Annotated in this window: 28 protein-coding genes; 11 read left to right on the forward strand and 17 right to left on the reverse strand. The window is 73.6% G+C overall.

The features are described 5' to 3' along the window. The 7 genes from ACZ4WZ_RS14130 to ACZ4WZ_RS14160 all read right to left on the reverse strand — a co-directional run. A partial coding sequence (locus tag ACZ4WZ_RS14130) for a daptide-type RiPP (protein ID WP_467889597.1) occupies positions 1 to 124 on the reverse strand: 124 nt, incomplete at its 3' end. Between the two features lie 140 nt (positions 125 to 264). Beyond that, positions 265 to 1455, reverse strand: a complete 1191-nt coding sequence (gene mpaC, locus ACZ4WZ_RS14135) for a daptide-type RiPP biosynthesis dehydogenase (RefSeq protein WP_467889508.1) — start codon at positions 1453 to 1455, stop codon at positions 265 to 267. Beyond that, entirely contained in the window at positions 1452 to 2786 is a 1335-nt protein-coding gene (gene mpaD / locus ACZ4WZ_RS14140) for a daptide-type RiPP biosynthesis aminotransferase (RefSeq protein WP_467889511.1), read from the reverse strand. Before mpaD ends, mpaC begins: the two co-directional genes overlap by 4 nt. Then, positions 2783 to 3637: a daptide-type RiPP biosynthesis methyltransferase gene (gene mpaM, locus ACZ4WZ_RS14145; RefSeq protein WP_467889513.1), complete on the reverse strand. Its 855-nt coding sequence runs from the start codon at positions 3635 to 3637 to the stop codon at positions 2783 to 2785. The genes mpaD and mpaM overlap by 4 nt, the downstream gene beginning before the upstream one ends. A gap of 5 nt (positions 3638 to 3642) precedes the next feature. Further along, positions 3643 to 4698, reverse strand: coding sequence for a daptide biosynthesis RiPP recognition protein (gene mpaB, locus ACZ4WZ_RS14150; RefSeq protein ID WP_467889515.1), 1056 nt, complete (start codon positions 4696 to 4698; stop codon positions 3643 to 3645). Positions 4699 to 4922: 224 nt separating this feature from the next. Further along, positions 4923 to 5882, reverse strand: coding sequence for an LLM class flavin-dependent oxidoreductase (locus tag ACZ4WZ_RS14155; protein ID WP_467889518.1), 960 nt, complete (start codon positions 5880 to 5882; stop codon positions 4923 to 4925). 74 nt (positions 5883 to 5956) lie between these two features. Further along, a complete protein-coding gene (locus ACZ4WZ_RS14160) occupies positions 5957 to 6211 on the reverse strand; it encodes a hypothetical protein (RefSeq protein ID WP_467889520.1) in 255 nt (84 codons plus the stop codon). Positions 6212 to 6470: 259 nt separating this feature from the next. Between ACZ4WZ_RS14160 and ACZ4WZ_RS14165 the strand changes: the two genes are divergently transcribed. Both ACZ4WZ_RS14165 and ACZ4WZ_RS14170 read left to right on the forward strand, forming a co-directional pair. Continuing rightward, a complete protein-coding gene (locus tag ACZ4WZ_RS14165; protein ID WP_467889523.1) occupies positions 6471 to 7457 on the forward strand; it encodes a helix-turn-helix transcriptional regulator in 987 nt (328 codons plus the stop codon). A gap of 113 nt (positions 7458 to 7570) precedes the next feature. Continuing rightward, entirely contained in the window at positions 7571 to 8239 is a 669-nt protein-coding gene (locus ACZ4WZ_RS14170; RefSeq protein ID WP_467889527.1) for a pyridoxal 5'-phosphate synthase, read from the forward strand. Here the strand turns inward: ACZ4WZ_RS14170 and ACZ4WZ_RS14175 are convergent. The 3 genes from ACZ4WZ_RS14175 to ACZ4WZ_RS14185 all read right to left on the reverse strand — a co-directional run bounded on the left by ACZ4WZ_RS14175 (position 8188) and on the right by ACZ4WZ_RS14185 (position 9955). Then, a complete protein-coding gene (locus ACZ4WZ_RS14175) occupies positions 8188 to 8661 on the reverse strand; it encodes a Zn-ribbon domain-containing OB-fold protein (RefSeq protein ID WP_467889528.1) in 474 nt (157 codons plus the stop codon). The genes ACZ4WZ_RS14170 and ACZ4WZ_RS14175 overlap by 52 nt on opposite strands. Further along, positions 8658 to 9110, reverse strand: a complete 453-nt coding sequence (locus tag ACZ4WZ_RS14180) for a DoxX family protein (protein WP_467889531.1) — start codon at positions 9108 to 9110, stop codon at positions 8658 to 8660. Before ACZ4WZ_RS14180 ends, ACZ4WZ_RS14175 begins: the two co-directional genes overlap by 4 nt. A gap of 74 nt (positions 9111 to 9184) precedes the next feature. Further along, the gene (locus ACZ4WZ_RS14185; protein WP_467889534.1) at positions 9185 to 9955 is read right to left on the reverse strand and encodes a maleate cis-trans isomerase family protein; all 771 of its coding nucleotides are present in this window, start codon (positions 9953 to 9955) and stop codon (positions 9185 to 9187) included. Between the two features lie 162 nt (positions 9956 to 10117). On the opposite strand from ACZ4WZ_RS14185, the gene ACZ4WZ_RS14190 reads away from it, so the two are divergent. The 3 genes from ACZ4WZ_RS14190 (at position 10118) to ACZ4WZ_RS14200 (ending at position 14870) form a co-directional block, all read left to right on the forward strand. Continuing rightward, positions 10118 to 11269 carry a flavin-containing monooxygenase gene (locus ACZ4WZ_RS14190; RefSeq protein WP_467889536.1) on the forward strand — a complete coding sequence of 384 codons (1152 nt, stop codon included), beginning with the start codon at positions 10118 to 10120 and terminating at the stop codon, positions 11267 to 11269. A gap of 160 nt (positions 11270 to 11429) precedes the next feature. Continuing rightward, positions 11430 to 13658, forward strand: coding sequence for an acetate--CoA ligase family protein (locus tag ACZ4WZ_RS14195; protein ID WP_467889539.1), 2229 nt, complete (start codon positions 11430 to 11432; stop codon positions 13656 to 13658). Between the two features lie 411 nt (positions 13659 to 14069). Further along, complete coding sequence (locus ACZ4WZ_RS14200; RefSeq protein WP_467889541.1) at positions 14070 to 14870, forward strand: enoyl-CoA hydratase/isomerase family protein; 801 nt, start codon at positions 14070 to 14072, stop codon at positions 14868 to 14870. A gap of 53 nt (positions 14871 to 14923) precedes the next feature. On the opposite strand, the gene ACZ4WZ_RS14205 is transcribed toward ACZ4WZ_RS14200, so the two are convergent. Together ACZ4WZ_RS14205 and ACZ4WZ_RS14210 are read right to left on the reverse strand one after the other, a co-directional pair. Then, positions 14924 to 15718, reverse strand: a complete 795-nt coding sequence (locus ACZ4WZ_RS14205) for a VOC family protein (protein WP_467889600.1) — start codon at positions 15716 to 15718, stop codon at positions 14924 to 14926. Positions 15719 to 15843: 125 nt separating this feature from the next. Continuing rightward, the gene (locus ACZ4WZ_RS14210; protein ID WP_467889544.1) at positions 15844 to 16446 is read right to left on the reverse strand and encodes a hypothetical protein; all 603 of its coding nucleotides are present in this window, start codon (positions 16444 to 16446) and stop codon (positions 15844 to 15846) included. A 97-nt stretch (positions 16447 to 16543) separates the two neighbouring features. On the opposite strand from ACZ4WZ_RS14210, the gene ACZ4WZ_RS14215 reads away from it, so the two are divergent. Continuing rightward, entirely contained in the window at positions 16544 to 17185 is a 642-nt protein-coding gene (locus ACZ4WZ_RS14215; protein ID WP_467889547.1) for a flavin reductase family protein, read from the forward strand. Between the two features lie 111 nt (positions 17186 to 17296). On the opposite strand, the gene ACZ4WZ_RS14220 is transcribed toward ACZ4WZ_RS14215, so the two are convergent. Genes ACZ4WZ_RS14220 through ACZ4WZ_RS14230 form a run of 3 tightly spaced genes read right to left on the reverse strand, consistent with a single transcriptional unit; the run spans position 17297 to position 20477 of the window. Then, complete coding sequence (locus ACZ4WZ_RS14220; RefSeq protein WP_467889550.1) at positions 17297 to 18364, reverse strand: Zn-dependent alcohol dehydrogenase; 1068 nt, start codon at positions 18362 to 18364, stop codon at positions 17297 to 17299. Beyond that, the gene (locus ACZ4WZ_RS14225) at positions 18361 to 19554 is read right to left on the reverse strand and encodes an acyl-CoA dehydrogenase family protein (protein ID WP_467889553.1); all 1194 of its coding nucleotides are present in this window, start codon (positions 19552 to 19554) and stop codon (positions 18361 to 18363) included. Before ACZ4WZ_RS14225 ends, ACZ4WZ_RS14220 begins: the two co-directional genes overlap by 4 nt. A gap of 11 nt (positions 19555 to 19565) precedes the next feature. Continuing rightward, positions 19566 to 20477, reverse strand: coding sequence for an SDR family oxidoreductase (locus ACZ4WZ_RS14230; protein WP_467889558.1), 912 nt, complete (start codon positions 20475 to 20477; stop codon positions 19566 to 19568). Between the two features lie 96 nt (positions 20478 to 20573). Between ACZ4WZ_RS14230 and ACZ4WZ_RS14235 the strand changes: the two genes are divergently transcribed. Beyond that, positions 20574 to 21500 (forward strand): cyclase family protein, encoded by a 927-nt coding sequence (locus ACZ4WZ_RS14235; protein ID WP_467889560.1) that lies wholly within the window; start codon positions 20574 to 20576, stop codon positions 21498 to 21500. A gap of 160 nt (positions 21501 to 21660) precedes the next feature. Here the strand turns inward: ACZ4WZ_RS14235 and ACZ4WZ_RS14240 are convergent, their stop codons facing one another. Beyond that, positions 21661 to 21894, reverse strand: a complete 234-nt coding sequence (locus ACZ4WZ_RS14240; protein WP_467889563.1) for a hypothetical protein — start codon at positions 21892 to 21894, stop codon at positions 21661 to 21663. Between ACZ4WZ_RS14240 and ACZ4WZ_RS14245 the strand changes: the two genes are divergently transcribed. After that, positions 21875 to 22420, forward strand: a complete 546-nt coding sequence (locus ACZ4WZ_RS14245) for a hypothetical protein (RefSeq protein ID WP_467889565.1) — start codon at positions 21875 to 21877, stop codon at positions 22418 to 22420. The two genes, ACZ4WZ_RS14240 and ACZ4WZ_RS14245, sit on opposite strands and share 20 nt — an antisense overlap. 331 nt (positions 22421 to 22751) lie before the next feature. Beyond that, on the forward strand, positions 22752 to 23279 hold the full coding sequence (locus ACZ4WZ_RS14250; protein ID WP_467889567.1) for a hypothetical protein: 528 nt from the start codon (positions 22752 to 22754) through the stop codon (positions 23277 to 23279). 65 nt (positions 23280 to 23344) lie between these two features. Here ACZ4WZ_RS14250 and ACZ4WZ_RS14255 read toward each other — a convergent pair whose 3' ends face one another. Next, positions 23345 to 23776, reverse strand: a complete 432-nt coding sequence (locus tag ACZ4WZ_RS14255; RefSeq protein WP_467889569.1) for an ATP-binding protein — start codon at positions 23774 to 23776, stop codon at positions 23345 to 23347. A gap of 195 nt (positions 23777 to 23971) precedes the next feature. Here ACZ4WZ_RS14255 and ACZ4WZ_RS14260 point away from each other — a divergent pair, with 195 nt between their 5' ends. Further along, positions 23972 to 24424, forward strand: a complete 453-nt coding sequence (locus tag ACZ4WZ_RS14260) for a DUF5753 domain-containing protein (RefSeq protein WP_467889572.1) — start codon at positions 23972 to 23974, stop codon at positions 24422 to 24424. A gap of 11 nt (positions 24425 to 24435) precedes the next feature. Next, positions 24436 to 24636 (forward strand): DUF397 domain-containing protein, encoded by a 201-nt coding sequence (locus tag ACZ4WZ_RS14265; RefSeq protein WP_467889575.1) that lies wholly within the window; start codon positions 24436 to 24438, stop codon positions 24634 to 24636. The last annotated feature ends 282 nt before the right edge of the window (positions 24637 to 24918 follow it).

Genomic DNA, 24918 nt, shown 5'->3' on the forward strand with positions numbered 1-24918 from the left:
AGGCGACGACCACACCGGCGCCGACGCCGATGCCGGTCCACCAGCCCGGGGCCTCCATGGCCTCGAGCTCCTGCATGCCCAGCTCCAGGGCGGGGAAGGTCTCGATCGCGAGGTTGTCCTGCATGAGGGGTGCTCCTTTTCCGTAAGGGTCGTTCGGGGTGTGCTGCGTGCTCGGGATGTGCTCCCGTCCGCACCGCGCGGCCGTGCCTGCGGGTGCGGAAGTCCGTGGGTGGTGCGTACGGGCGCCGGGCGCGCCCGGTGGTGTCAGGCCGCCGCGGCCCCGGCCAGCAGGCCGTACACGTCGTCGGTCCGCAGGCCGCCGAGCATCGGCAGCCCGGCGCCCCAGGCGCGGACGGTGCGGCCGGCGATCTCGGCGAGCCGGTCGGGGCCCGCGCTGATGCCGCGGTCGATCCCCCAGGAGTCGACGAGGGCTTCGATGCCCGCCGCCGGGTCCTCGGGGAGGGTGTCCGGGTCGGTGGCCCGCAACCGGGACCACAGGCGCCGGAGCCTGACGTCCGAGCCGAGCCGTGTCTCGCCGGCGCAGACGGCCCGCCACAGGTGCGGCAGGATCGCCGCGACCGCGGTCATCTTGCGCACACCGAGGGCGGAGGACAGCTCGTTGGCGATGAGCCAGCCCTTGACCGCGTACAGGTCGCGGCCCAGGTGGGCCCATTCGGCGTGGCTGAGGCCGCTGAGCTTGGCGATCTCCAGCCGCAGCCGGTCGTCGGTGGGCCGTCCGGCGCGGCGCGCGTCGCGCACCTCGTGGCCCAGCAGCACCAGCCGTTCGGCGATGGTCTCCACCAGGGCGTCCTCGGTGGGCAGGTCCCCGTGGTCGCCGACGTACGGGCTGATCACGCGGTGCAGGGCTTCGAGGACCCCCTCGGCGATGAGTGCGTCGTCGAGGGTGGCGGTGGCGGCCGGGTCCAGGACGGCTGCCCTGGGCCGTAGGGCGGTGCCCATCACGAGCCGCTTGCCGAGGCCGGGGTAGCCGAGGCAGGCGACGCCGCTGGACTCGGTGCCGGTGCCGACCGTGGTGGGTACGGCGACCAGCGGGAGTCCGTGCCGGGTGTGGTGTCCGAGGACCAGCAGTCCGCTGCGCTGCGGCACCGTGAGGCGGGCGTACGCGTCGGGGTTGGTCCGCATCAGGGCGGCCAGCTTGGCCTGGTCGAGGAGGGAGCCGCCGCCGATGCCGACGATCAGCTCGGTGTCCGTGTCCGCGAGCCGGCCGGCGAGCGCGGCCACCGTGTCCAGGTCGCCGGGGCCGGACAGTTCCAGCACCGTCGTCCCGTACCGGTCCCCGGACAGCAGGGCGCGGATCCGGGAGGTGACCGGGGCGGCGGCGACCGCTTCGTCCACGAGGACGGTGATCCGCCGCTCGGGGCGTCCGGTGAACCAGGCGCCCAGGCTGTCGCAGCCGATCAGCTGCTGGGCCGGGGCGTGCCAGCCGGCGCTCACGCCAGGGCCTCCGCCGGGAGGGGCTCCGCGGCCGGGGTCTCCGCCGCCGGGGCGGTGGTCCGCGCCAGGTGGAGGTCCAGTCCGGCGGTGACGCGGGCCAGGAGTTCGGTGAGGTCGGCATCGGTGTAGGTGAGGGCGGGGAAGAGCTGTACCCCGTTCACCCCGGGGTGGACGATGGCGCCGGCCTCCCGGATCGCCCGCACCAGGGCGTGCACCTGGTCCTGCGGGAAGGGGGTGCCGTCCGGGTCGCACAGCCGGACGGAGCGGAAGCAGCCCAGGCCGGTGGTGGCCGCCACCCGGGGGTGGGTGGCGACGAGCGCGGCCAGTTCGGTGTCGAGCCGGGCCGACAGCCGCCGGCCGAGGGCGACCGCGTCGAGGCGGCGCATCTCGTCGAGGGTGGCGGTGATGGTGGCGCAGGTGACCGGGGTGCCGGCCTGGGTCTCGCCGTGGGTGAGGACCGCGCCGGCCTCGGTGAAGGCCTCCGCCACCTGGCGGGAGGCGATCACGACGGCGGCCGCGCTGGTGCCGTTGGTGAGTCCCTTGGAGGAGACGAGCAGGTCGGGCTGTTCGGCCCACTGCTGGGAGGCGAAGAGGCTGCCGGTGCGGCCGAAGCCGGTGGCGACCTCGTCGGCGACCAGCAGGAAGCCGTGCTCGCGGCGCAGCCGCAGCAGTTCGGCGAGGTACTCCTCGGTGAGGGGCACGGCGCCGCTGCCGAGCACCGGCTCGACGACGACGGCGGCGATCTGGCCGCCCTGGCGGGCCATGAGGGTGCCCAGTTCGGCCGGGTCGTTGGGGGTGACGTGGCGGACGAACCGCTGGTCGACTCCGTACAGCTGCTGTCCGAGGTCGTCACCGGTCAGCGCGAAGCTGCCGTAGGTCAGGCCGTGGTAGCTGCCGCGCAGCCCGACGACCACCTTGCGCTGCGGCTGTTCGCGCAGTGCGTGGTACTGCCGGGCGACCTTCATGACGAGGTCGTTGGCGGCGCCGCCCGAGGTGGAGAACAGCACCCGGCCGTAGTGGGCGGGACCGGCCGCTTCGACGAGGGCCTCGGCGGCGCGCCGGGCGTAGACGTTCTCGTAGCGGAAGACGGAGAGGTACGAGGCTTCGCGCAGGGCCTCGGCGGCGGCGCGGGCGATCTCCTCGTTGCCGTAGCCGATGTTGGTGTTCCACAGGCCGCTGGAGCCGTCGAGGAGTTCACGGCCGTCGGCGAAGCGGACCCGTACGCCGTGGGCGGAGACCGCGCAGGTGTCGTCGCGGCCCTGGTCCTGCGGTGCGGTCAGGGACGGCCACAGCGGGTGGTGGCCGGGGGGTGTCGTGGTCGTCCCGTTCACCGGGTCACCTCCGTTTCCAGCAGTACGTCGTGGTGGCGCTCGCCGACGGCGGGCAGCGGGTGCCGGGACAGGACGCGGAACCCGGCGGCGGCCAGTTCGGCCTCCAGCAGTGCGGCGGGCAGGACGCCGATGGTGGTGGTGCACACCTGCACGGGGCCTTCGTCGCCGATGGCGGCGGGGAAGAGCGTGACGGTGCGGCTGCCGGAGTCCGGTGTCCAGTGCTCGAAGAGGCGGTAGGCGCGGCCGCTGTCGGTGACGATCTCCATGTCGACCTCGGCGGGCCCGGCCGCCCCGGTGGCGGCCATGTCGACCGTCGAGAGCAGGAACCGGCCGCCGGGCTCGAGGTGTTCGCGCACCGCCCGGTACAGGCCGGTGCGTCCCTCGGGGTCGAGCAGGGAGATGGTGGTGGTGCCCAGCACGATCGCCCCGAAGCGCCGGCCGAGGTCGAAGTCGCTCATGTCGGCCCGTACGGGCAGGCAGCGCTCGCGCAGTGCGGGCGGCACCGCGGCGAGCCGCTCGTCGAGCAGCTCCAGCATGTACGGGGAGAGTTCGAGGGCGGTCACCTCGCGGCCCAGCGCCAGCAGGGGCAGCGTCAGGCGTCCGGAGCCGGCCGCCAGGTCGAGCACGGGGCCCGGGACGCGGCGGACCAGGGCGAGCAGCTCGCGCACCTCGTGGGTGCCGGTGCCGGCGAGGTCGTGGTAGACGGAGGCGCCGACCGCGTCGTACAGGTCGCACAGCACGGCCCGCCCGCCGAGGGAGGCGAGCAGCTCGCCGGCGCGTCCGGGGACGTCGGCGGGGGCGGGGACGCGGTGGCCCGCGTCGGACATGGGGGTGGTCGTCATGGTGGTCATGGCGGTCAGTGCCCCGCCGTCACGAGTTCGCCCGCACGGTCGCCGAGGACCGCCGCCGGGGCTCCGGCGGCAGCGCACAGGGCGACTCCCGCGTCCTCGAAGTACGCCGCGACCTGCTCCAGGCCCGCCCGGTCGGCGTAGGAGGCGCCCGCCTCCACCGAACCGGCGACCAGCAGCACTTCCGCGAAGGCGGCGGCGGCCCGGTCGAGGCCGAAGGTGCGCCCGCTCGCCGGGTCGTGGACGAAGGCGTCCCCGCCCGACCACAGCAGCAGCGGCAGCAGCGCGTCGGCGGTGTCCGCCTCGGCCCCGGCCGGGACGGAGGCGGCGGCGGAACCCAGCCGCCCGCCGAACCCGGACACCCGTACGCCGGCCAGGCCGCGGGCCCGCAGGTCGCGGATGGCGCCGACCGCCGCGAGGTACCGCCCCAGCCAGGGACGTTCCGCGGCCGGCCTCTGTCCGGCGGCGCCGGCGGGCAGCCAGCGGGTCTCCAGCCGCTCCAGGGTGTCCTCGCCGAGGACGCCGAGCCGGGCGCCGCCCGGGGTGGTGGACAGGAAGCCGTCCTGGTCGGCGTACAGGCGGTGGCGGGGGCCGTCGCCGGCCGGACCGGCACCGAGGGCGGGCAGGTCGGCGAGCTGGATGACGGGGTTGGTGAGGAAGTCCTGGAACTCCCCCGTCTGCCGGGCCTGGTCGGCGTCGGCGAGGTAGGCGTCGAGGTCCATGTCGTCGGCGACGCGGATCAGCGTCGGGCCGACCACGGACATGTAGGCGCTGACGCCGTAGTTCTGGATCTGGAGGTAGAAGTCGGTGCCGAGGGAGCATTCGGCGCCGGGCTCGCTCAGCGAGCCCTCGTAGCCGACGACGACGGGGCCTTCGGGGCCGGCCGTGTCCTCGGTGTGGCCGGGGGTGAACACCACGGAGTGCGGGCCGACGAGATCGGAGCCGAGCAGCGTGGAAAGGTGGTCCGGATTCTCCAGGACGACCGTCGCGGAGCCCGTCGCGGAAAGCTCCGCGCCCGGCTTTCCGGTACCCCAGAGCATCAGATGCCGTTTGATTCCCGCCATGACTCCCCCTTCAAGGAATGCGAAGCGATGCGAAGCGATTCGGTGGACGCGCCGACGCGCTGGACGCGCTGAAAGCGGCGGATGCGGTGGACTCGGTGTGCTCGGTCGAGTCGGTTGACTTTGTGGCCGCGGTGGACGCGGTGGCCGGACTCCGCCGGGGACGCGTCCGGGCAGGCCGGATCGGGGCCCGGCCCGAGTGGGGCCGGACCCGGACGGGGCCGGGGTCAGGCCAGGGCGGACAGAATCGTCCGGAGTTCTTCGGTGGCCGCCTGCGGGCCGAGGCAATTCGCCACGCCGGTGACGTTCAGGACGACTTCGTCGACGCCCGCCTCCTCGTACTCCTTCAGCTGCGCGACGAGTTCCGTGATGTCGCCGCTGAGGAATCCGCGCCCTTCGACGAGGGCCCGCGCGTCGAGCTCCCGGTCCGTGCCGGTGATCCCGATCCCGGACTTGCGCAGCATGTCGACGTAGTGCGGGAGCCCCAGGTGCGCGGCGTTGCTGGCCAGCGCGATCTCGCCGGGTGTCCGGTCGGCCCGGGCGAGGGCCAGGGGCACGATCGCGGTCAGCCTGGGCACCGGCCGGCCGGCCTTCGCCGCACCCTCGCGCAGCGCCGGCAGGACGGTGTCCCGCAGGTAGGCGGCCGGGGTCAGCCAGGTGATCGCCACGTCGGCGACCTCCCCGGCGAGCCGGGCCATGGCGGGCCGCAGCACGCCGAGCCCGATCTCCACCGGGGCGGAGGGGAAAGGCGCGAGCTGCGCGTCGCAGGTGACGTACTCGCCCTCCATCCGCACGTTCTCCCCGGCCAGCAGGCCGCGCACGGCCGTCAGGTACTCGCGGGCCGCGGTCAGTGGACTGCGGTACGGGGCCCCGCGCAGGGCCTGCTGGAGGGAGGGCGCCCCGGGCCCGAAGCCGGCGGTCACCGGCTGCCCGGTGGCCAGGGCCAGCGAGCGGGCCTGGAGCGCGGCCTCGTAGGGGTGGCGCAGCGGCATGAGCGTCACGCCCAGCCCGGTCGGGACCCGGAAGCCGGCTCCGGCGGCGTGGACGAACCCGTGGTGGGGTTCGACCATCAGGGACTGCCCCTGCCAGAGCCGCTGGGCGTGCGTCCAGTGGACGAGGCCGGCGTAGGGGAGGATCTGTTCCGGCCGGCGCGGCAGGAACGGTATGAGTACCGAGTAGGCGGTCATGGTGTCGTGCTCCCCTCTTCCTTCCTCGTACTGCGTTGCGGGATCTGCGTTGTGGGATCTGCGGCTCTGCGTTCTCAAACCCAGTCGAAGGTTTCACGCCGGTCGGAGTGGGGCTTGCCCGTGCCGGCGCAGTTCCGGAAGTCGATGTCCTCGAGTTCCACCACGGAGAGGAAGCAACGGGCCCTGTCGGCCGCCTGACCGGACGCGGTCAACGCGTCCTGGGCCGGCGGGTGGATGAAAGGCCCGGAGAAGGTGAGTCCGGCCGCCACCGCGAATCCCGCGATGACGGAGGCGATTCGAGCGCGCCCGCCGAGCTTGGTCTTCTTCATCGTTTCCCCCTGTGTGGATCGTCGTCGTTCCGACATGGATAAGACTGCCGTTCGCCGGTCGGACTTTCGAGCGAATCTGGACGCAGCTTCCTGCGTCGGTGTGTGCAACAAGCTGCACGGATGCGGGAACCAAGACCGGTAGGAATGCTTCCGTTACCCATGGTCAGCCGGTGTCCGCGTTCGTATGATCAGCCCACCGTGCTGACCACACGGAGCACCACCACAAGGGGGAACATTGCGCGCCGGAAGCCTCGTGCACTTGGGGATGACAACCGAGGACGAAGACCTGTACAGATGCCTGCTCCGCCTCACGGAGGGCACACCCGCCGTACTGGCCGAACACCTCGGGGCGCCGCTGCCCGAGGTGGAGGAGTGGCTGGCGCGGCTGGAATCGATGGAGCTGACCTCCCTGGCGGACAACGGCAGCATCCGGCCGGCCCCGCCCGCGATCGCCGTGCAGCGGCTCATCGACCTGCGGCTGAGGGAACTGCAGGAGGAGCTGCGGCGGGTGACGGCCGAGCAGCGGGTGGTGGAATCGCTGCTGGCGGAGCGGGACGCGGTACGCCCGGTCATGCGCGGGGCGTCGGAGCGGCCGGCCATCGAGCGGGTGGAGGGGACGCCCAACGTCCGGGCGGTGATCGACGAGCTGACGTTCTTCACCCGTGAGGAGGGGCTGACCACCCAGCCGCACGGGGCGCTCAGCGCCGCCAGCATCGAGGCGTCGCGCCCGCTGGACGCCCGCATCCTGCGGCGGGGCATCAAGATGCGCACGATCATGCGCCCGGCGGCGGTGGAGGACGCCCCGACGCTGGACTACCTCCAGGAGATCTCGGCGATGGGCGCCGACATCCGGATCTCGGACAAGCCGCTGGAACGGATGCTGGTCTTCGACCGGGCGGCGGCTCTGACCCCGATCGACCCGCAGGACCCGCGCCTGGGGGCGCTGGTGATCCGCGAGACGGGACTGGTGGCCAACCTGGTCTCGCTGTTCGAGCGGATGTGGTCGGACTCGGTCCCGCTGGCGGAGGCGGTCGCGGCCCGCCAGGGCCCGGAGGGCGGGCTGAGCGAGATCGAGCTCAAGGTGCTGACGACCATGTACCAGGCGGAGAAGGACGAGTCCGGGGCCCGCGAGGTGGGCGTATCGGTCCGCACGTACCGCAAGTACGTGGCGGACCTGATGCACCGCCTGGGAGCGACGAACCGCTTCCAGGCGGCCCTCCTGGCCCGCGACCACGGCTGGATCTGAGGAACCGCCCGGTGAGCACGTGGAGGGCCCGACGCGGGTCGGGCCCTCCGCGGACGCGGGGGCTTCGTCCCCGAAGGACCGGCCGGGCGGGGGGTACCGCCTAGCCTGGCGGCATGAGCGACAGCAGCAGCGAGTTCCACGACGTACTGCACTCCCTGCGGGTGTGGGAGGCGCCGCTTCCCGGCTTCGATCCGGCCGCTGCCCCCGCCGCGCCGTCGGCGCTGTTCCGGGAGTGGTTCCTGCACGCCGCCCGGGCGGGGCAGCCGGAGCCGCACACGATGAGCCTGGCGACGGTCGATGCCGAGGGGCGGCCGGACGTGCGCGTGGTGATGCTGCACGACGCCGACGAGCGGGGCTGGCACTTCGCCTCCCACTCCACGAGCGCGAAGGGCCGCCAGCTGGCCGGCCGGGCCGACGCGGCGCTGGGTTTCTACTGGCCGTCGGTGGGCCGGCAGGTGCGGGTCCGGGGCCGGGTCGTGGCCTGCGGGCCCGAGGAGAGCCGGGCGGACCTGGCGGTGCGTTCGCGCGGGGCGCTGGCGGCCGCGCTGACCGGCCGGCAGAGCGAGGTGCTGGGCTCCGCCGAGGAGCTGGCGCGGGCCTCGGCGGCGGCGTGGGAGCGGGCCGCGGCGGAGCCGGACGCGCCGGCGCCGACCTGGACTCGGTACGTACTGGAGCCCGCGGAGGCGGAGTTCTTCCAGGGTGACGCCGCGCGCCGGCACGTCCGCCTGCGCTACCGCCGCTCGGCCGGGGACTCCTGGCTGCGGGAGCTGCTCTGGCCCTGAGCGGCGGGCCCGTCCGGCCGGAACACCGCGACCCGCACCCCCTCGGCGGCCTCCCGGAAGGCGACCCGCAGGGGCATGCCGACGCGCAGGTCCTCGTACGGGCAGTCGACGACCTCGGTCATCATCCGGGGGCCCTCCTCGAGGTCGACGACGGCCGCCGCGTAGGGGACGCGCGCACCGAAGGGCGGGAGGTCGTTGCGGTGGACGACGGACCAGGTGTAGAGGGTGGCGCGGCCGCTCGCCGGCTCCCAGGCGACGCGGTCCTCGCCGGCCCAGCACAGGGGGCAGAACTCCCGCGGGTAGTGGTGGGCGCGCCCGCAGTCGGCGCAGCGGCGCAGCAGGAGGCGGCCTTCGGCGGCGGCGTCCCAGTAGGGGCGGGTGAACTCGTCCGGCTCGGGGAGGTCGTACCGTACGGCGCTCACAGCAGGATTCCGATCGTCGCGTCGAGGGACCAGGTCTGCCAGGACATCGTGAGGAGCGCGACGAGCGAGATGAGCGCCATCATCGCGTTCTGCCCCTGTTCGGCCCAGTCGTGGATCATCAGGACCAGGTAGAGCAGGTTCAGGAGCAGTCCGCCGACGAGGGCGACCGGGGTGAGGAAGCCGAGCACCAGGCCGAGTCCGAGCGCGAGTTCGGCGTAGACGACGGTGTACGCCATCAGCCTGGGCCGGGGCCGGACGACCGTGTCGAAGCCGGTCCTGACGAAGGGCCAGCGGTGTTTCCCGGCGACGTCGGCGGCCCAGGCGATGCCGGTGCCGCGCTCGAACCAGCCCTTCTTGTCCTTGTGCCGCCAGCTCTCCAGCCACCACAGGCCGAGGCCTATCCGCAGCACGGCGAGCCATTCGGCGCCGGTGAGCCAGATGGTCTGCACGGTTCGCCCCTCCACCCCTCGACCTGACGGTACGTCAGTTCAGCGGATCGGAGCGGATCGCGCAAGGCCCCGCGTCAGGGTGCCGAGAACAGCCGCCCGTACCCGGTGACCCCGCCCGCCGGCTCGCCCGCCGCGCGCAGGGCGGCCCACAGCAGCACCTGGTTCGCGGTCAGCACCGGCCGGTCCAGCTCCGCCTCCAGGGCCTCGATCACCCCGACGGCCCGGAAGCCGTTGCCGCCGACGACCACCGCCTCGGCCTCGTCGGGGACCTGCTCCAGCACCCAGCCGTATAGGGCGTCCGGCCGGATCAGCGCCTGCCCGCTGGGCAGCCCGCACGGGGCGGCGTACGGAACCCCGAACCCCGCCTCCTCGTAGTAGCCCCGCCCCAGGTCGCTCAGGGTGGCGTCGAACCAGGGCGGATCGACCAGCGCGAGCCGCGCGACCTCGAGCGCGCGCAGCGCCTCGACGGCGGCGGCGCAGGTGGCGACCACGGGGAGCCCGCCGGCGCGCTCGCGCAGCCGGTCGAGCATGTACGCCTCCCCGCGCGCGCCGATCACGTACGCGGAGCTGGTGAAGGCGTAGGCGATCGCCGCCACCGGCGCGGCGGCGAGCAGCTCGGCCGCGTCGTCCACGTGCGGCGGCTCGGCGAAGGCCCGCACCGGGGCGAGCGGCACGGTCGGCCCCATCGCGCCGCCGGGCCCCATCGCGGCGAACGGCACCCGGGCGGCGTGCAGGCCCACGTCCGACGGGGCCATGGCGCGCAGCTCCGATTCGGGGCCGACGTCGGCGTGGGGGGTGAGGACACCGAGGCGGACGCGTACGTCCCACCCGTCGGGCTGCCACATCGCGCACGCACTCCTCTCCGGGTCGGATGCCCCACTTTGTCATCACTCGCACCGTCGCGGCTGCGGGCCGCGCCGGGCCACCGCCCGCCCGTGATCGATCCGCAATCGATTCCCTCCTCGTCCGAGACCCATCAACGCTCGGTGTCGATACGCTCACTGCCCATGTCCGAGCCCGACCTGACCTCCACCGAGCCCCGCCCCGTGTACGTGATCGGCGCGGGCCCCGGCGGCCTCGCCGTCGCCGCCGCTCTGCGCGCCCGCGGGGTGCGCGCGGTGGTCGTCGAGCGGTCCGGCGCGGTCGGCGCCTCCTGGCGCGGCCACTACGAGCGGCTGCGGCTGCACACCACCCGGCGGCTGTCGGCCCTGCCCGGGCTGGCGATCCCGCGCCGGTTCGGACGCTGGGTCGCGCGGGCCGACGTGGTCCGGTACCTGGAGAAGTACGCCGAGTTCCACGAGCTGGAGCTGGTGACCGGGGTCGAGGTGACCCGGATCGAGCCCGCCGCCGACGGGGACGGCTGGACCCTGCACGCCTCCGGCGGGCGTCTGCTCGCGGCCCGCGCGGTGGTGGTGGCGACGGGCTACAACCACACCCCCGCGCTCCCCGACTGGCCGGGCCGCGACACGTACACCGGACGGCTGCTGCACGCCCGCGACTACCGCGCCCCGGCCCCCTACGCCGGGCAGGACGTGCTCGTCGTCGGCGTCGGCAACACCGGCGCCGAGATAGCCGTGGACCTCGCCGAGGGCGGGGCCGCCCGGGTGCGGCTCGCCGTGCGCACCGCCCCGCACATCGTGCGCCGCTCCACCCTGGGCTGGCCGGCGCAGCGCACCGGCATCCTGGTGCGCCGGCTCCCCGTCCGGCTGGTGGACCGGCTGGGGGCGCTCGCGGCCAGGACCGTCCCCGACCTGTCGGCGTACGGACTCCCGCGCCCGGACACCGGCCTGTACAGCAGGGTCCGGCAGGGGGCGGTGCCGGTGCAGGACGTCGGCCTGGTCAAGGCCGTGCGCACGGGCCGGGTGGAACCGGTGGCCGCCGTGGCCGCCTTCGACGGCGCCGAGGTGGTGCTGGCCGACGGTACGCGGATCACCCCGGACGCCGTGGTGGCGGCGACGGGCTACCGGCGCGGGCTGGAGGGGCTGGTGGGCCACCTGGACGTGCTGGACGACCGCGGGCGCCCCGTCTCCCACGGCGCCCGCGCCCCCCGGAACGCCCCGGGCCTCCACTTCACCGGGTACACGAACCCGATCAGCGGCATGTTCCGCGAGCTGTCCCTCGACGCCGTACGCATAGCCAGGGCCCTCTCCCGTCACTAGAGGGCCGAAATCACCTCTGTACCGGACCGGACGCCTCTGCCACCGTTCAAGCACATCACCTCCACCAGCTTTCCTGCGCATCCCTGTTCCTGACGACGCGTCAGTTCAGTAATCTGACTACGCGTCAGCTAGGGACTCATCGAGCAGGGCGGGCGAAGCGATGCTTGGATCTACTCACGGCACCCTCACCACCGACTTCCGCGCACGCGTCGAGGCCTGCGGGGAGACCCCAAGGACGGCCGTCCACTCCAGGGCCACCGCCGAGGACACGGCCGCGCTGGACGTCAGCGGACGCCCCCTGCACTCCGACGTGCCCGACCTGGACCGGTTCTTCCGACCCGAGTCCGTGGCGGTCATCGGCGCCTCCGACGCCGAGGGCAGGCCCAACACCGGCATCACCCGCCAGCTCATCGCCTGGGCCGAACGCGTCGGCGCCCGCGTCCACCCCGTACACCCCACCCGCACCACCGTGTTCGGCCTGCCCTGCCACCTCTCCGTGGCCGCGCTGCCGGAACAGGTCGACCTCGCGGTGCTCCTCGTCGCCGACCCCGTTCCGGTCATCGAGGAACTCGCCGACACCAAGGTCAAGTTCGCCGTCGCCTTCGCCTCCGGCTTCGCCGAGACGGGCGACGCGGGCGCCGCCGCCCAGGCCCGCCTCGCCGCCGCCGTCCGCCGCTCCGGACTGCGCCTGCTCGGGCCCAACACCAACCTCAACGCCTTCCAGGAGTTCCGCGACGACCTCGACGGCCCCGCCATCGCCCTCATCACCCAGTCCGGCCATCAGGGCCGGCCCGTCTACACCCTCCAGGAGCTGGGCATCCGCCTCTCCCACTGGGCGCCGACCGGCAACGAGGCCGACCTCGAAACCTCCGACTTCATCTCCTACTTCGCCGAGCGGCCCGAGGTCGGGGCCATCGCCTGCTACGTCGAAGGCCTCAAGGACGGCCGCTCCTTCCTCCTGGCGGCCGACCGCGCCGCCCGCAACAAGGTCCCCGTCGTCGCCGTCAAGGTCGGCCGCACCGAGACCGGAGCCCGCACGGCCGCCTCCCACACCGGCAAGCTCACCGGGGCCGACACCGTCGTGGACGCCGCGATGCGGCAGTTCGGGGTCATCCGGGTCGACGGACTGGACGAGCTCCAGGACACCGCCGCCCTCCTGGCCCGGGCCCGGCCGCCACGGGCCGACGGGGTCGTCGTGTACTCCATCTCCGGCGGCACCGGCGCCCACTTCTCCGACCTCGCCACCGAGGCGGGCCTGACCCTGCCGACCCTCTCCGAGGCCAAGCAGGCCGAGCTCCACCAGTGGATCCCCTCCTACCTCGACGTGGCCAACCCCGTCGACAACGGCGGCCACCCGGTGGGCGACTGGCGCGGCCGCAAAATCATCGACGCGCTCCTCGCCGACCCCTCGGTCGGCGTCCTCATCTGCCCGATCACCGGCCCCTTCCCCCCGATGAGCGACCGGCTCGCGCGGGACCTCGTCGACGCCGCCGAAGCCACCGACAAGCTGGTCTGCGTCATCTGGGGCTCCCCCGTCGGCACCGAGGAGGCCTACCGCACCACCCTCCTCGGCTCCTCCCGCGTGGCCACCTTCCGCACCTTCGGCAACTGCATCACCGCCGTCCGCGCCTACCTCGGACACCACCGCTTCACCGCCTCCTACCGCTCCCCCTTCGCCGACGCCCCCCGCACCCCCTCCCCCTCCCACCGCAAGGCCCATGCCCTGATGCGCCCCGGCCAGCAGCTCAGCGAACACGCCGCCAAGCAGCTGCTGCGCGCCTACGGCATCCGCGTCCCGCGCGAGCAGCTGGTGACCAGCGCGGCGGCCGCCGTCCGCGCGGCCGGCCTGGTCGGCTACCCGGTCGTCATGAAGGCCTCGGCGCCCCAGCTGGCCCACAAGACGGAACTCGGCCTGGTCAAGGTCGGCCTCACCTCGGCGAGCCAGATCCGCGACGCGTACCGCGAACTGACGGACATAGCCCGCTACGAGAACGTCCCCCTGGACGGCATCCTGGTCTGCCAGATGATCGAACGCGGCGTCGAGATGGTCGTCGGCGTCACCCAGGACCCCCTCTTCGGCCCCACCGTCACGGTCGGCCTGGGCGGCGTCCTGGTGGAGGTCCTGGGCGACACGGCGGTCCGCGTACCCCCCTTCGGGGAGGACCAGGCCCGCACGATGCTCCGCGAACTCCGCGGGCACGCCCTGCTGGAAGGCGTACGCGGGGCACCCCCGGCGGACGTGGACGCGCTGGTGGAGGTCGTCCTGCGGGTGCAGCGGATGGCGCTGGAACTGGGCGGTGAACTCTCCGAGCTGGACATCAACCCCCTGATGGTCCTCCCCCGCGGCCAGGGCGCGGTGGCGCTGGACGCGCTGGCCGTCTGCCTCTGACGCCGCTGCGCGGGGCCGTCCCCGACCCGCCCTTCGCCCGTTCCCCGGAGCTCCGCCCCGGCCCCCTCCTGGGGGCTCCGCCCCCAGCCCCCCGCGCCTCAAACGCCGGCGAGGCTGAAGTGGCCGACCAAGCCGGAGTTGCCAGCAGCACGCCTGCCCGGGCAAAAACACGGGGGCGGTCGCAGAGCAACGTGAGGGGGCGGGGACGGGGTGGGGTGTCGTCCGGGGCTAAAACGAGATGAATTCGGCGCCCGGTACCCCGTACCACTCAGACCCGGAACAGGCGCCGAACATCGAAGCCCGCCCCGGACGACACCCCACCCCGGCACCGACCCCGACCCGAAGCCACCCCACCCGAACCCCTCCCGGCCAGGGCAACGGCAACCACCCCGACAGGAGCCCCCGCACCCCATGGACGAGATCCTGCACCGCGTCGAGGCCAGCGTCAGCTGGATCACCCTCAACCGCCCCGACGCCATGAACGCCCTCACCCCGGACCAGCGCGACCGCGTCATCTCCCTGCTCGGCACCGCCTCCGCCGACCCCGGCATCCGCGCCGTCGTCCTCACCGCCACCGGCAAGGGCTTCTGCGCCGGCGCCGACCTGCGCGGCGGGCCGGTCACCGGCGACGGCGTCACCGGCGACCGCGTCGCCGGTGACGTCGCCCGTATGATCCGCCTCGGCGCCCAACGCCTGATCACCGCGGTCCTCGACTGCGAGAAGCCCGTCATCGCCGCGGTCAACGGCACCGCCGCCGGCATCGGCGCCCACCTCGCCCTCGCCTGCGACCTCGTCATCGCCGCCGAAACGGCCCGCTTCATCGAGGTGTTCGTCCGCCGCGGCCTCGTCCCCGACGGTGCGGGCGCCTACCTCCTGCCCCGCCTCCTCGGCCCCCAGAAGGCCAAGGAGCTGATGTTCTTCGGTGACGCCGTCCCCGCCCAGGAGGCAGCCCGCCTCGGCCTGGTCAACCGGGTGGTCCCGGCCGACGGGCTGGAGGCCGCCGCCCGCGACTGGGCGGAACGCCTCGCGCAGGGCCCGACCCGTGCCCTCGCGCTCACGAAGCAGCTGGTCAACGCCTCCCTCGACGGCGACCGCGCCACCGCCCTCGCCGCCGAGGCCACCGCCCAGGAGCTCAACATGACCACCGCCGACGCGAACGAGGGCGTGGCGAGCTTCGTGGAGCGCCGCACCCCGAAGTACCTGGGCCGCTGACGGCCCGCCCGGCGGGGCGCGCACCCCGCCGGCCGGCCCCCGCCCCGGCCCCGCTACCTCCGCGGCTCCGGCTTCAGCAGCGCGAACACCGCGCCCGCGGGGTCGGAGGCCCAGGCGATCCGGCCGACCTCGGGCACGTCCTCCGCCGGCATCAGCACCGCGCCGCCGTTCTCCTCGACCGCCGCGACGGTGGCGTCCACGTCCGCCACCTGGAAGTACGGCACCCACCGCGGCACCATCGTCGACGCGCCGCCCGCGCCCTCGCCCTGCGGCGCGACCCCGCCGAAGGACCCCTCCTCCTGGTCCCCGTCGCCGACGCTCAGCACCCGGTACGTCATCCCCGGCGCCTCCATCTCGGTGTACCGCCAGCCGAACACCCCGGTGTAGAACCGGATCGCGGCGACCGGGTCCGGTACGTGGAGCTCCGCCCACACCAGCGCGTTCTCCTCGGAGGCGACCTCCAGCCCGCCGGTCTTCCCGGGCTGCCAGGCGGCGAACTGCGCGCCCTGCGGGTCGGTGAACTGGGCCAGCCAGCCCTCGCCCATGACGTCCATGGGCTCCATCCGCACCTGCCCGCCCCCGGCCCGCACGGCTTCGGCCGTGGCCCGCATGTCGGGGCTCTGGAAGTGCACCATCCACGCCGACCGTGCGCCCTCCTCGGTGAGCGGACCGAGCGCGGCCACGGTCTTCCCGCCGAGCCGGAAGAAGCCGTACCCGCCCGCCTCGGGTCCGGCGGAGACGAACTCCCAGCCGAAGACCGCCCGGTAGAAGGCGGCGGCCGCGCCGGTGTCGGGGCTGCCGAGGTCGAGCCAGTTGGGTGAGCCGGTACGGAAGGCGGTGCCGAGCATGGGGTCCTCCTGCGGGTGGGGCGACACGGTCGCTGGCCACCTTGCCCACGCCTCGCGCACGCGACGGCGTACGGGCGCCCGAGGCCGGGTGGATTCACCCGTTCGGGGGTCGCGGGCGGCGGCCCTCAGCCCCCGACGGCGAGTCCGACGCCGAACAGCAGCAGCACCAGCAGACCGGCCACCGTGACGCCGACGCCCCGCGCGAGCATCGTCAGCGGCCCCGCGTCCCGCGCGCGGGCGTACAGCGCCCCGGTCACCGGCAGCACCGCGAGCCCGGCCACCCACGCCCAGGCCGGCCCGAAGGGCAGCCCGCGCCGCCACCCCTCGGCCGCGTACAGCGCGGCGAGGGCCGCTCCCAGCGGGACGGCCAGGGCGGCGGCGGGGAGGCCGGTGCGGCGGCCCAGCGCCCGGGCCGCGGCGGTGACGGGCAGCGCGAACAGGACGGTGTGCAGCAGCCCCAGCAGCGGGAACAGCACGATCCCGAAGCAGAGCAGGAGCAGGAGCCCGAAGGCCCCGCCGTCGGCGGGGTTCCAGTCCGGCTGCCGCGAGGCGTGCAGCACGGAGACCCCCAACAGCAGCAGCGGCTGTCCGGCGGCCATGGCCGCCGCCCCGGGCAGCTCCCGGCTCCAGACCGATGCCGGCCCGCGCACGCCCGGCCCGCGCACCACACCCGGCTCCCGCACCTCGTGCGCCACCCCGCCCCACCCACCCCACTTGAACACGTTCAATTAACCGGTACCCTATACCCGGCACCCCTCCGCACCCCCGACCGGACCCCCCGCCCCCTTCCCATCTGACGCCCCGTCAGCTTCAATCGTCGGTGTGATGGGACACGCAGGGATGGCGGCCACCGTCGTCCGATACCTCAGGTCAGCCGGCTCCCCCACCTCCGGCGGGCAGGCCGACGCTCCCCCGGACTTCGTCCCGGGGTACCCGCGGCCCCGCCCCGGCCTGCGGGCCGTCGGCGAGGACGAGCGCGCGCCCGTCAGCCCAGCCGAGTTCCGGGCCGTACTGGGCAACTTCGCGAGCGGGGTCACGGTCATCACCGCCCCGCCCGCCGACGGCGAGGAGGGCCCGGCCGGGTTCGCCTGCCAGTCCTTCGCCTCGCTCTCCCTCGACCCGCCCCTGGTCGCCTTCATGGTGGCCCGTACCTCGGCCACCTGGCCGCGCATCGCCCGCGCCGGGGTGTTCTGCGTCAACATCCTCGGGGCCGAGCAGGGCGGGTTGTGCCGGGCCTTCGCGGTGAGCGGCGCCGACAAGTTCGCCGGGGTCTCCCACCGGCCCGCCCCCGCGACCGGATCCCCGCGGCTGGACGACGTACCGGCCTGGATCGACTGCCGGATCCACGCCGTCCACACCGGCGGCGACCACCTCATCGTCGTGGGCCGGGTCGAAGCCATGGGCGCGGCCGACGAGGGCGACCCGCTGCTCTTCCACAAGGGCCGCTTCGCCCGCCTGGCCGACTGACCCGCCGCCCGGCCTCGGGCCCTCCTCGCTCCCCGCGCCGGCTCGGGCGCCGGAGCCGGCCTGAGGGCCCGGCGCGCACGAGGGACTCCGTACGCACGCGGGCCGGCCGGATCAGAACGTGAGCACCCCGCGCGCGACCCGCCCGTGGTGGGCGTCGTCCGCGGCCTTCGCGAAGTCCTCCACCGGGTAGACCTCCGTCACCAGCTCGTCCAGCAGCAGCTTCCCCTGCCGGTAGAGCTCCGCGTAGAGGGCGATGTCGCGCTGGGGGCGCGAGGACCCGTACCGACAGCCCATGATCGTCTTGTCCAGGTACATGGAGGACACCAGGAAGGACGCCTCCTCCTGGAAGCCGGGCACCCCGAGCAGCACCGCCTGCCCGTGCCGGTCGAGGAGGTCGACGGCCTGCCGGATCAGCTTGACGTCGCCCACGCACTCGAAGGCGTGGTCCGCGCCCGTCGGGAGGACCTCCCGGACCGCCGCCGAGGTGTCGGCCACGGCCGAGGCGTCCACGAAGTGGGTGGCGCCGAACTGCCGGGCCACCGCCTCCTTCGCCGGGTTCGCGTCCACCGCGACGATGACCGCCGCGCCCGCGATCCGGGCGCCCTGGATGACGTTGAGCCCGATCCCGCCGGTCCCGATCACCACGACCGTCTCCCCGAGGCCCACCTTCGCCCGGTTGAGGACCGCGCCCACCCCGGTGAGCACCCCGCAGCCGATCAGCGCGGCCGAGGTCAGCGGGACGTCCTTCGGGATCTTCACCGCCTGCACGGCCTTGACCAGGGTCCGCTCCGCGAACGCCGAGTTGGAGGCGAACTGGAACAGCGGCTTTCCGTCCCGCGAGAAGGGCCGGTCCGGCATCCCGATCGCCTTGCGGCACATCGTCGGACGGCCCCGGTCGCAGTCCGCGCAGGCCCCGCAGTTGGCGAGGGTGGACAGCGCCACGTGGTCACCGGGCGCCACGTGCGTCACCCCCGCCCCCACGGCCTCGACCACGCCGGCGCCCTCGTGCCCGAGCACGACCGGCGGCGGGAAGGGGATCGTCCCGTCGATCACCGACAGGTCGCTGTGGCACAGGCCGGCCGCCGCTATCGCGACCAGCACCTCCCCCGGCCCCGGATCCCGGATCTCCAGGTCCCCGACCACCTGGGCCTGCTTGCCGTCGAACACGACGCCTCTCACCTGGGCTCCTTAGGCAGGCCGAGCACCCGCTCGGCGATGATGTTCCGCTGGATCTCGTCCGAGCCGCCGTAGATCGTGTCGGCCCGGGTGAACAGGAAGAGGCGCTGTTCCTCGTCGAGCCCGCGTTCGTACGGGTCCCCCCGCGCCCAGAGCCCGGGTCCGGCCGTCGCGGCCGCACCCCGCACCTGGACGGCCAGTTCCCCGAGCCGCCGGTGCCACCCGCCCCACAGCAGCTTCGCCACGCTGGGCGCGCCGGCGTCGCCCGCGGCCCCCAGCGTCCGCAGGGCGTTCCAGCGCATGGTGCGCAGCTCCGCCCACTGCCGTACGAGGCGCTCGCGCAGGACCGGATCCGGCGCGCCCGAAGCCGCGTACGCCTTGACCACGCGCTCCAGTTCGGCGGCGAAGCCGATCTGCTGGACGAGGGTGGAGACGCCGCGTTCCAGGGCGAGCAGGCCCATGGCGACGGCCCAGCCGTTGCCCTCGCCGCCGACGACCTCCCGCGCCACGGCCCCGTCGAAGAAGACCTCGTTGAACTCCGCCGTCCCGGACATCTGCCGGATCGGCCGGACCTCCACCCTGCCCGGCTGGTCCATGCGGACGAGGAGGAAGGACAGCCCCCGGTGGCGGCGGGACCCGGCCTCGGTGCGGGCCAGGACGAAGCACCAGTCGGCCTCGCGGGCCAGGGAGGTCCAGATCTTCTGCCCGGTGACGCGCAGCAGCCCGTCCGCCGTGTCGCGCACCGCGGCCGTGCGCACCCCGGCGAGGTCGGATCCGGCGCCGGGCTCGCTGTAGCCCTGGCACCACAGCTCCTCGCCGCGGGCGATCGGGGGCAGGTAGCGGGCCTTCTGCTCGCGGCTGCCGTAGGCGATCAGGGTGGGGGCGAGGAGGTTCTCGCCGATGTGGCCGACCCGGGCGGGGGCGCGCAGCGCCGCGTACTCCTCGGCCCACACCACCTGTCCGGTGAGGGAGAGCCGCCGGTTGCCGTAGCCCTCCTCCTGCCAGCCCTGGCCGATCCAGCCGCCGCGGCCCAGCTCGCGCTCCCAGTCGCGGCGGATCCCGGCGCCTTCGTGTTCGCTGCCCGGTCCGCCGAGGCCGGCGGCCCGCGCGTACGGGCCCACGAGGTGCCCGGTGAGCCATGCGCGGGCACGGGCGCGCAGCTCTTCGTCCTCGGGCCCGAAGCTGAAGTCCACGGCGCTCCCTCTCAGGCGTTGGGCCGGTCCTTGGCGGCGGCGGCCTTGGCCATGGCTTCGAGCTGGGCGAGCATCGGCATCGGGTCGGTGCCGACGGTCCCGGGGAGGAAGTCGGCGATCTTCTCGGGGGTCCAGGCGCCTTCGGCGTAACCGGCGCGGAGCTCGCGCGGCTGGGCCCATACGGCGATCTTGGGGCCGGCGATCGTGTAGACCTGCCCGGTGATTCCCTCGGCCTTGGCGCGGTCGCTGAGGAGGTAGGTGACGAGCGCGGCGACGTCCTCGGGCTCGCCGATCTCCTTGAGCTCCATCGGCACGTTGGCCGACATCCGGGTCCGGGCGACGGGCGCGACGGCGTTGGCGGTGACCCCGTACTTGTTGAGCCCGAGGGCGGCGCTGCGGACGAGGGAGATGATCCCGCCCTTGGCGGCGCTGTAGTTGGCCTGGGCGACGGATCCGGTGTGGTTGCCGCTGGTGAAGCCGATGAGCGTGCCGGAGCCCTGCCGGCGCATGACGGCGGAGGCGGCGCGGAAGACGGTGAAGGTGCCCTTGAGGTGGGTGGCGACGACGGGGTCCCACTCCTCCTCGGACATGTTGAACAGCATCCGCTCGCGCAGGATCCCGGCGACGCAGACGACGCCGTCGAGGCGCCCGTACTCGGCGAGGGCGGTGTCCACGACGCGCTGGCCGCCGGCCATGGTGGAGATGTCGTCGGCGACGGCGACGGCCTCGCCGCCGGCGGCGTGGATCTCCTTGACCACGTCCTGCGCGACCTCGCTGGCCGGTTCGCCGCCCCCGATCCCGACGCCGTGGTCGTTGACGACGACCTTGGCGCCCTCGGCGGCGGCGGCGAGCGCCACCGCCCGGCCGATGCCCCGGCCCGCACCGGTGACGGCGACCGCCTTGCCTGCCAAGAAGTTCCCCACGGCCGACCCCTTCCCGTGTTTTCTGACGGACCGTTAGATTCTATGACCAGTCGGATCCCTTCACACAAGCCCCGGGCCCCTAGGAGCTGATGGCCGGTGACCCTCCCTCCCGAGTTCCACGACATCGCCAAGCGCGTCAACAACTGGGGCCGCTGGGGCGCCGACGACGAGATCGGCACCCTGAACCTGATCACCGACGAGGTGGTGCGCGCCGCCGCCACGGAGGTCCGTACGGGCCGCCGGGTCCCCCTCGCGCTCCCCCTGCAGGAGGACGGCGTCCAGGCGGGCCTCATCCCGGGCCGGGTCAACCCCCTCCACACCATGGTCCAGATCAACCAGGAGCTCTTCGGCCCCGGCACGGTGGCGTGCAGCGACGACGCCGTGACGATGGGCCTCCAGTCGGCCACCCACTGGGACGCCCTGACCCACGTCTCGCACTCGGGCCGCATCTACAACGGCCGCCCGGCGTCGACGATCACCGCGCACGGGCGCTCGGAGTTCAGCGGCATCGACAAGGCCCGGCACATCGTCTCGCGCGGGGTCCTGCTGGACGTCGCCCGCGCCAAGGACCTGGACCGCCTCCCGGGCGACCACGCGGTCACCCCGGAAGATCTCGCGGAGGCGGAGGAGTTCGGCGGCGTCACGGTCCGCGCGGGCGACGTCGTCCTCGTCCGCACCGGCCAGGTCCGGGCCTACCTGGCGGGCGACAAGCACGGCTACGGATTCCCCTCCCCCGGCCTCTCCGTCCGCACCCCGCAGTGGTTCCACGCGCGGGACGTGGCGGCCGTCGCGAACGACACCCTCACCTTCGAGATCTTCCCGCCGGAGATCGAGAACCTCTGGCTGCCGGTGCACGCCCTCGACCTGGTGGAGATGGGCATGCACCAGGGCCAGAACTGGAACCTGGAGGAACTGTCCACAGCCTGTGCGGAAGCGGGCCGGTACTCCTTCCTCCTCTCCGCCATGCCGGAACCTTTCGTCGGCGGCACCGGCACCCCGGTGGCCCCGGTGGCGGTCCTGTGAGACACCCCGAAAGATCGATGGATCCGCCGCCACCGCGTCGATAGGGTCGGCACTTCCATTGAGTTCAGGGGGAGTTGTACGTGAGCGACAGCACGGGGGCGACAGAGCCGGGCAGGATCCCGCCGATGCCGACCACACCGCCGACGGCGGCACCTCCCGGTCACCCGCCGCGCTGGGCGTGGTGGGTGATCGGGATCGTGGTCCCGGTCATGGGCACGGTGGCCACCCTGCTGGCGACGTCGAACAAGAACGACACGCCGCCGCCCCGGGCACAGGCACCGCTGACCTCGCCCCCGGCACCCTCGTCGTCGCCCTCGTCGCCATCGCCGTCGCCGTCGCCGTCGCCGTCGCCGTCCAGCATCGCGATCCACCCGTTGCCCAGCCCGTCCGCCACACCCCCGGGCCCATCGGGCGCGCCCGGCCCCCAGGACCTGACAGCGCCCGCCGGCTACCGGGTCCAGCAGGGCAAGTGGGGCATCGCACCACCGGCGTGCGGCGAGACCCTGCTCGTAGATCTCGACGCCGGGGTGTCCACCACCGTCAAGGTGAGCGTCGGCGACGCCCCCACCGCGGCACAGACCCAGACCATCGAGCTGGAATACCGGCCCTCCGCGACCTTGTGCAGCACCGGCGACGTCCCGTTCAACATCGAGCTCCGCTCCGTGACCGGCCGGCAGGTGGGCGTGATCCGGCCGGGCCGGCCCCAGTCCTTCGAGGAGTGCCGGGCCGCCGCCGGGACCGGCTTCGGGCCGGTGGAGGCCGGAAACAACCGGTGGACGAACCGGGGGCTGGTGAAGGGGGCGGCCGTGTGCTCCGTCACCGACAAGGGCAGTGTGGCGATGGCCCTCTTCGACGACGTCAGCGACGACCCGCGCCTCCCGGTGGTCAGCGGCAAGCTCATCGTCTGGGCCAAGGACTGAGGCCGGACGCCGGACCCGACCACACCACCCGTCGGCGGCCCGCACGGGCAACCGGACCGGCACCGACCCCTCCCATCACGCCACGTACACCGGCGGGCCCGGCGGACCCGGCCCCGCCAGCAGAAACGGTGCATTGACCACACACCTGATCGGATACCCCTGTGTCACCCGATGCTGACGCACACAGGAGTTATCCACACAAGAGCCGCAACCCGGCCGAATCCCCCCTTCATGCACCCGACCCGACTTCGGAACGATGAGTCCCGCGACTCCCAGACCGCCGCCACGAGCGGCGTCCACCTGGCTGCCGAAGACGAAAAGGGGAACACCCATGTCACCGCGCAAGATCCTGGCGATGATGACCGCGACCGCGGCCCTGATGGCGGGCCCGGTACTGACAGCCGAAGCCTCCACCTCGACCGCCTTCTCCCAGCAGACCCGCGCGGCGGGGCTGACCGCCCCGCAGGCGGCCGAGCTCCAGCAGCGGGTCGACGCCGTCCTCGCGTCGGACCCGGGGGCCCGCCAGGTCTCCGCGAACAAACTGACCATCGCCGGCGGCGACCTGGTCCTCAGGGCCCCCGGCCAGACCGAGACCCGCGACCTGGCGGCCCCGGGCACGGCGCTGGCCTGCAACAACGGCCACCTGTGCATCACGGACGGGCGCGGCTACAACTACGACTACTACCGCTGCGGCTACTACGACTTCAACGGCATCGGCGACGGCACGTTCAACAACAACCAGACCTCCGGCACCCGGGCCCGCTTCTACAACTCCGACGGCAGCGAGCGCTGGTCGCACGTGGCCAAGGGCACCGGCACGGCCTCCTGGACCCCGGTCTACCACATCCGCCCCTGCTGACCCGACCCCTCGACGGGCCGCCCGCACCCCGCCCAACCGGCGCCGGCGCGGGCGGCCTCAACGCGTCACCCCCCTGCGGCGAAGCTGAACCAGACCACCTTGACGCAATCCCCCTGCGCCACCGCCGCCCAGTCGTCGGCGGTCGCCGCGACGAGCGCCAGCCCCCGTCCGCAGGTCGCCATCACCCCGCCGCCCGCGCCGGCCGTGGGCCACCGCTCGGGCGCGCAGTCGTAGACGTACACGGTGACGCGCCCGCCGAGCAGGCTGACCTCGACGGCGATCTCGGGGGTGTCCGTATGCCGGTGGGCGTTGGTCACGACCTCGGACACACACAGCCGCGCCCGCTCCCCCACCTCCGCACACCCGGCACTCCGCAGCACGGACACCACCCAGTCCCGGGCGACCTTGACGGTCTCGGCCCGGCTGGGCGCGACCATCCGGTAGCTGAGGCCTTCCACCGGCACGGGCCCGGCGTGACGTAGTGCGCTCGTGTTCATCGTGGTCGTCTCCCAACGCTGTACGAGTTCGCGGCGCCTGCACCATGCGTGGCATCGGCCGCCCCAGATGCCACGCGCCCCAAGGCACGTACCGACGGCTGCACTTCGGACTTACTGGTGTGCGACGCGGTGCCGCGAAAAACGTGGGGCAAATATGCACCGGTGCGACCTTGTTCGCGTTTCTCCGCTCGACCGGTGGACCCGTGGACCCGTGGCAGGCTTACCGGCAGACTCGTGCCAGAGCGGGCGAGGAGACGCATGCCGCCGAGGGACAACCCGACCGCGCGCCAGGCCCGGCTCGACGCGATCATCCACGAGGCCGCGCTGCGCATGCGGTTCGGTGGGCGGGACGTCGCGCGCGAGCAACTCGAGCACCTCCTGAAGATGTCCACGCGCCCGGCGGTGACCGTTCGCGTCATCCCTTTCACCAGCGAGGACTTCATCGAGGTGACACAGCCGGTCCTGTACGCCTGCGGCGTCGTCCCCCAACTGGACACCGTTCACATCGACAGCGCCTTCGGCGGCCGGTTCCTCGACGCCGACGCCGATCTGCGGAAGTACCGCGCGCCGTTCGAGACCGCGGAGAAGGCAGCCCTCGACCCGGAAGGGTCCCGGCAGATCATCCACCACATCGCACGAGAACTGTGAGAGACAGCGGCATGAACGCACCCACCACGTGGCAGAAGTCCTCCTTCTCCGGAGGCAACGGCGAGAACTGCATCGAGGTCGGCCAGCAAGCCGGCCACATCGTGATGCGCGAGAGCGACGAGCCGGGCCACGTCATCACCACCAGCCGGGCCAAGCTGGCTGCCTTCATCCAGGGCGTCAAGGCAGGCGAGTTCGACCACTTCGTGAGCTGACCCTCGCTCGGAAGGCCATGCCCCCGCCAATCCAGCGGGGGCGTTCACATGACGCAGCCCGACGCGCATGCACCGGTACGGTCGACTACCCCCACCCCGACCCACACGGGAACCATCCGCATTTGTGTTCGCGTCACTTGACGGGTAGACAAGGATGCTCGCGAACGCAGCTCGACCTCGGGGGGCGGGTCAGAAGTGACCGACCACGTACCGATCAATCCGTGCACGATCCCGCAGTTCACGGGTGATCTGGACGCGCTGGAGCAGGACCGTACGGCCATC

This window comes from Streptomyces sp. NPDC029122 (assembly GCF_055569445.1).

Coding starts and splice junctions, on each gene's coding strand:
- mpaM (WP_467889513.1), bottom strand. CDS start 3,637: ATGACCACCATGACGACCACCCCCATGTCCGACGCGGGCCACCGCGTC.
- mpaB (WP_467889515.1), bottom strand. CDS start 4,698: ATGGCGGGAATCAAACGGCATCTGATGCTCTGGGGTACCGGAAAGCCG.
- ACZ4WZ_RS14155 (WP_467889518.1), bottom strand. CDS start 5,882: ATGACCGCCTACTCGGTACTCATACCGTTCCTGCCGCGCCGGCCGGAA.
- ACZ4WZ_RS14160 (WP_467889520.1), bottom strand. CDS start 6,211: ATGAAGAAGACCAAGCTCGGCGGGCGCGCTCGAATCGCCTCCGTCATC.
- ACZ4WZ_RS14170 (WP_467889527.1), top strand. CDS start 7,571: ATGAGCGACAGCAGCAGCGAGTTCCACGACGTACTGCACTCCCTGCGG.
- ACZ4WZ_RS14185 (WP_467889534.1), bottom strand. CDS start 9,955: ATGTGGCAGCCCGACGGGTGGGACGTACGCGTCCGCCTCGGTGTCCTC.
- ACZ4WZ_RS14190 (WP_467889536.1), top strand. CDS start 10,118: ATGTCCGAGCCCGACCTGACCTCCACCGAGCCCCGCCCCGTGTACGTG.
- ACZ4WZ_RS14195 (WP_467889539.1), top strand. CDS start 11,430: ATGCTTGGATCTACTCACGGCACCCTCACCACCGACTTCCGCGCACGC.
- ACZ4WZ_RS14200 (WP_467889541.1), top strand. CDS start 14,070: ATGGACGAGATCCTGCACCGCGTCGAGGCCAGCGTCAGCTGGATCACC.
- ACZ4WZ_RS14205 (WP_467889600.1), bottom strand. CDS start 15,718: ATGCTCGGCACCGCCTTCCGTACCGGCTCACCCAACTGGCTCGACCTC.
- ACZ4WZ_RS14215 (WP_467889547.1), top strand. CDS start 16,544: ATGGGACACGCAGGGATGGCGGCCACCGTCGTCCGATACCTCAGGTCA.
- ACZ4WZ_RS14250 (WP_467889567.1), top strand. CDS start 22,752: ATGTCACCGCGCAAGATCCTGGCGATGATGACCGCGACCGCGGCCCTG.
- ACZ4WZ_RS14255 (WP_467889569.1), bottom strand. CDS start 23,776: ATGAACACGAGCGCACTACGTCACGCCGGGCCCGTGCCGGTGGAAGGC.
- ACZ4WZ_RS14265 (WP_467889575.1), top strand. CDS start 24,436: ATGAACGCACCCACCACGTGGCAGAAGTCCTCCTTCTCCGGAGGCAAC.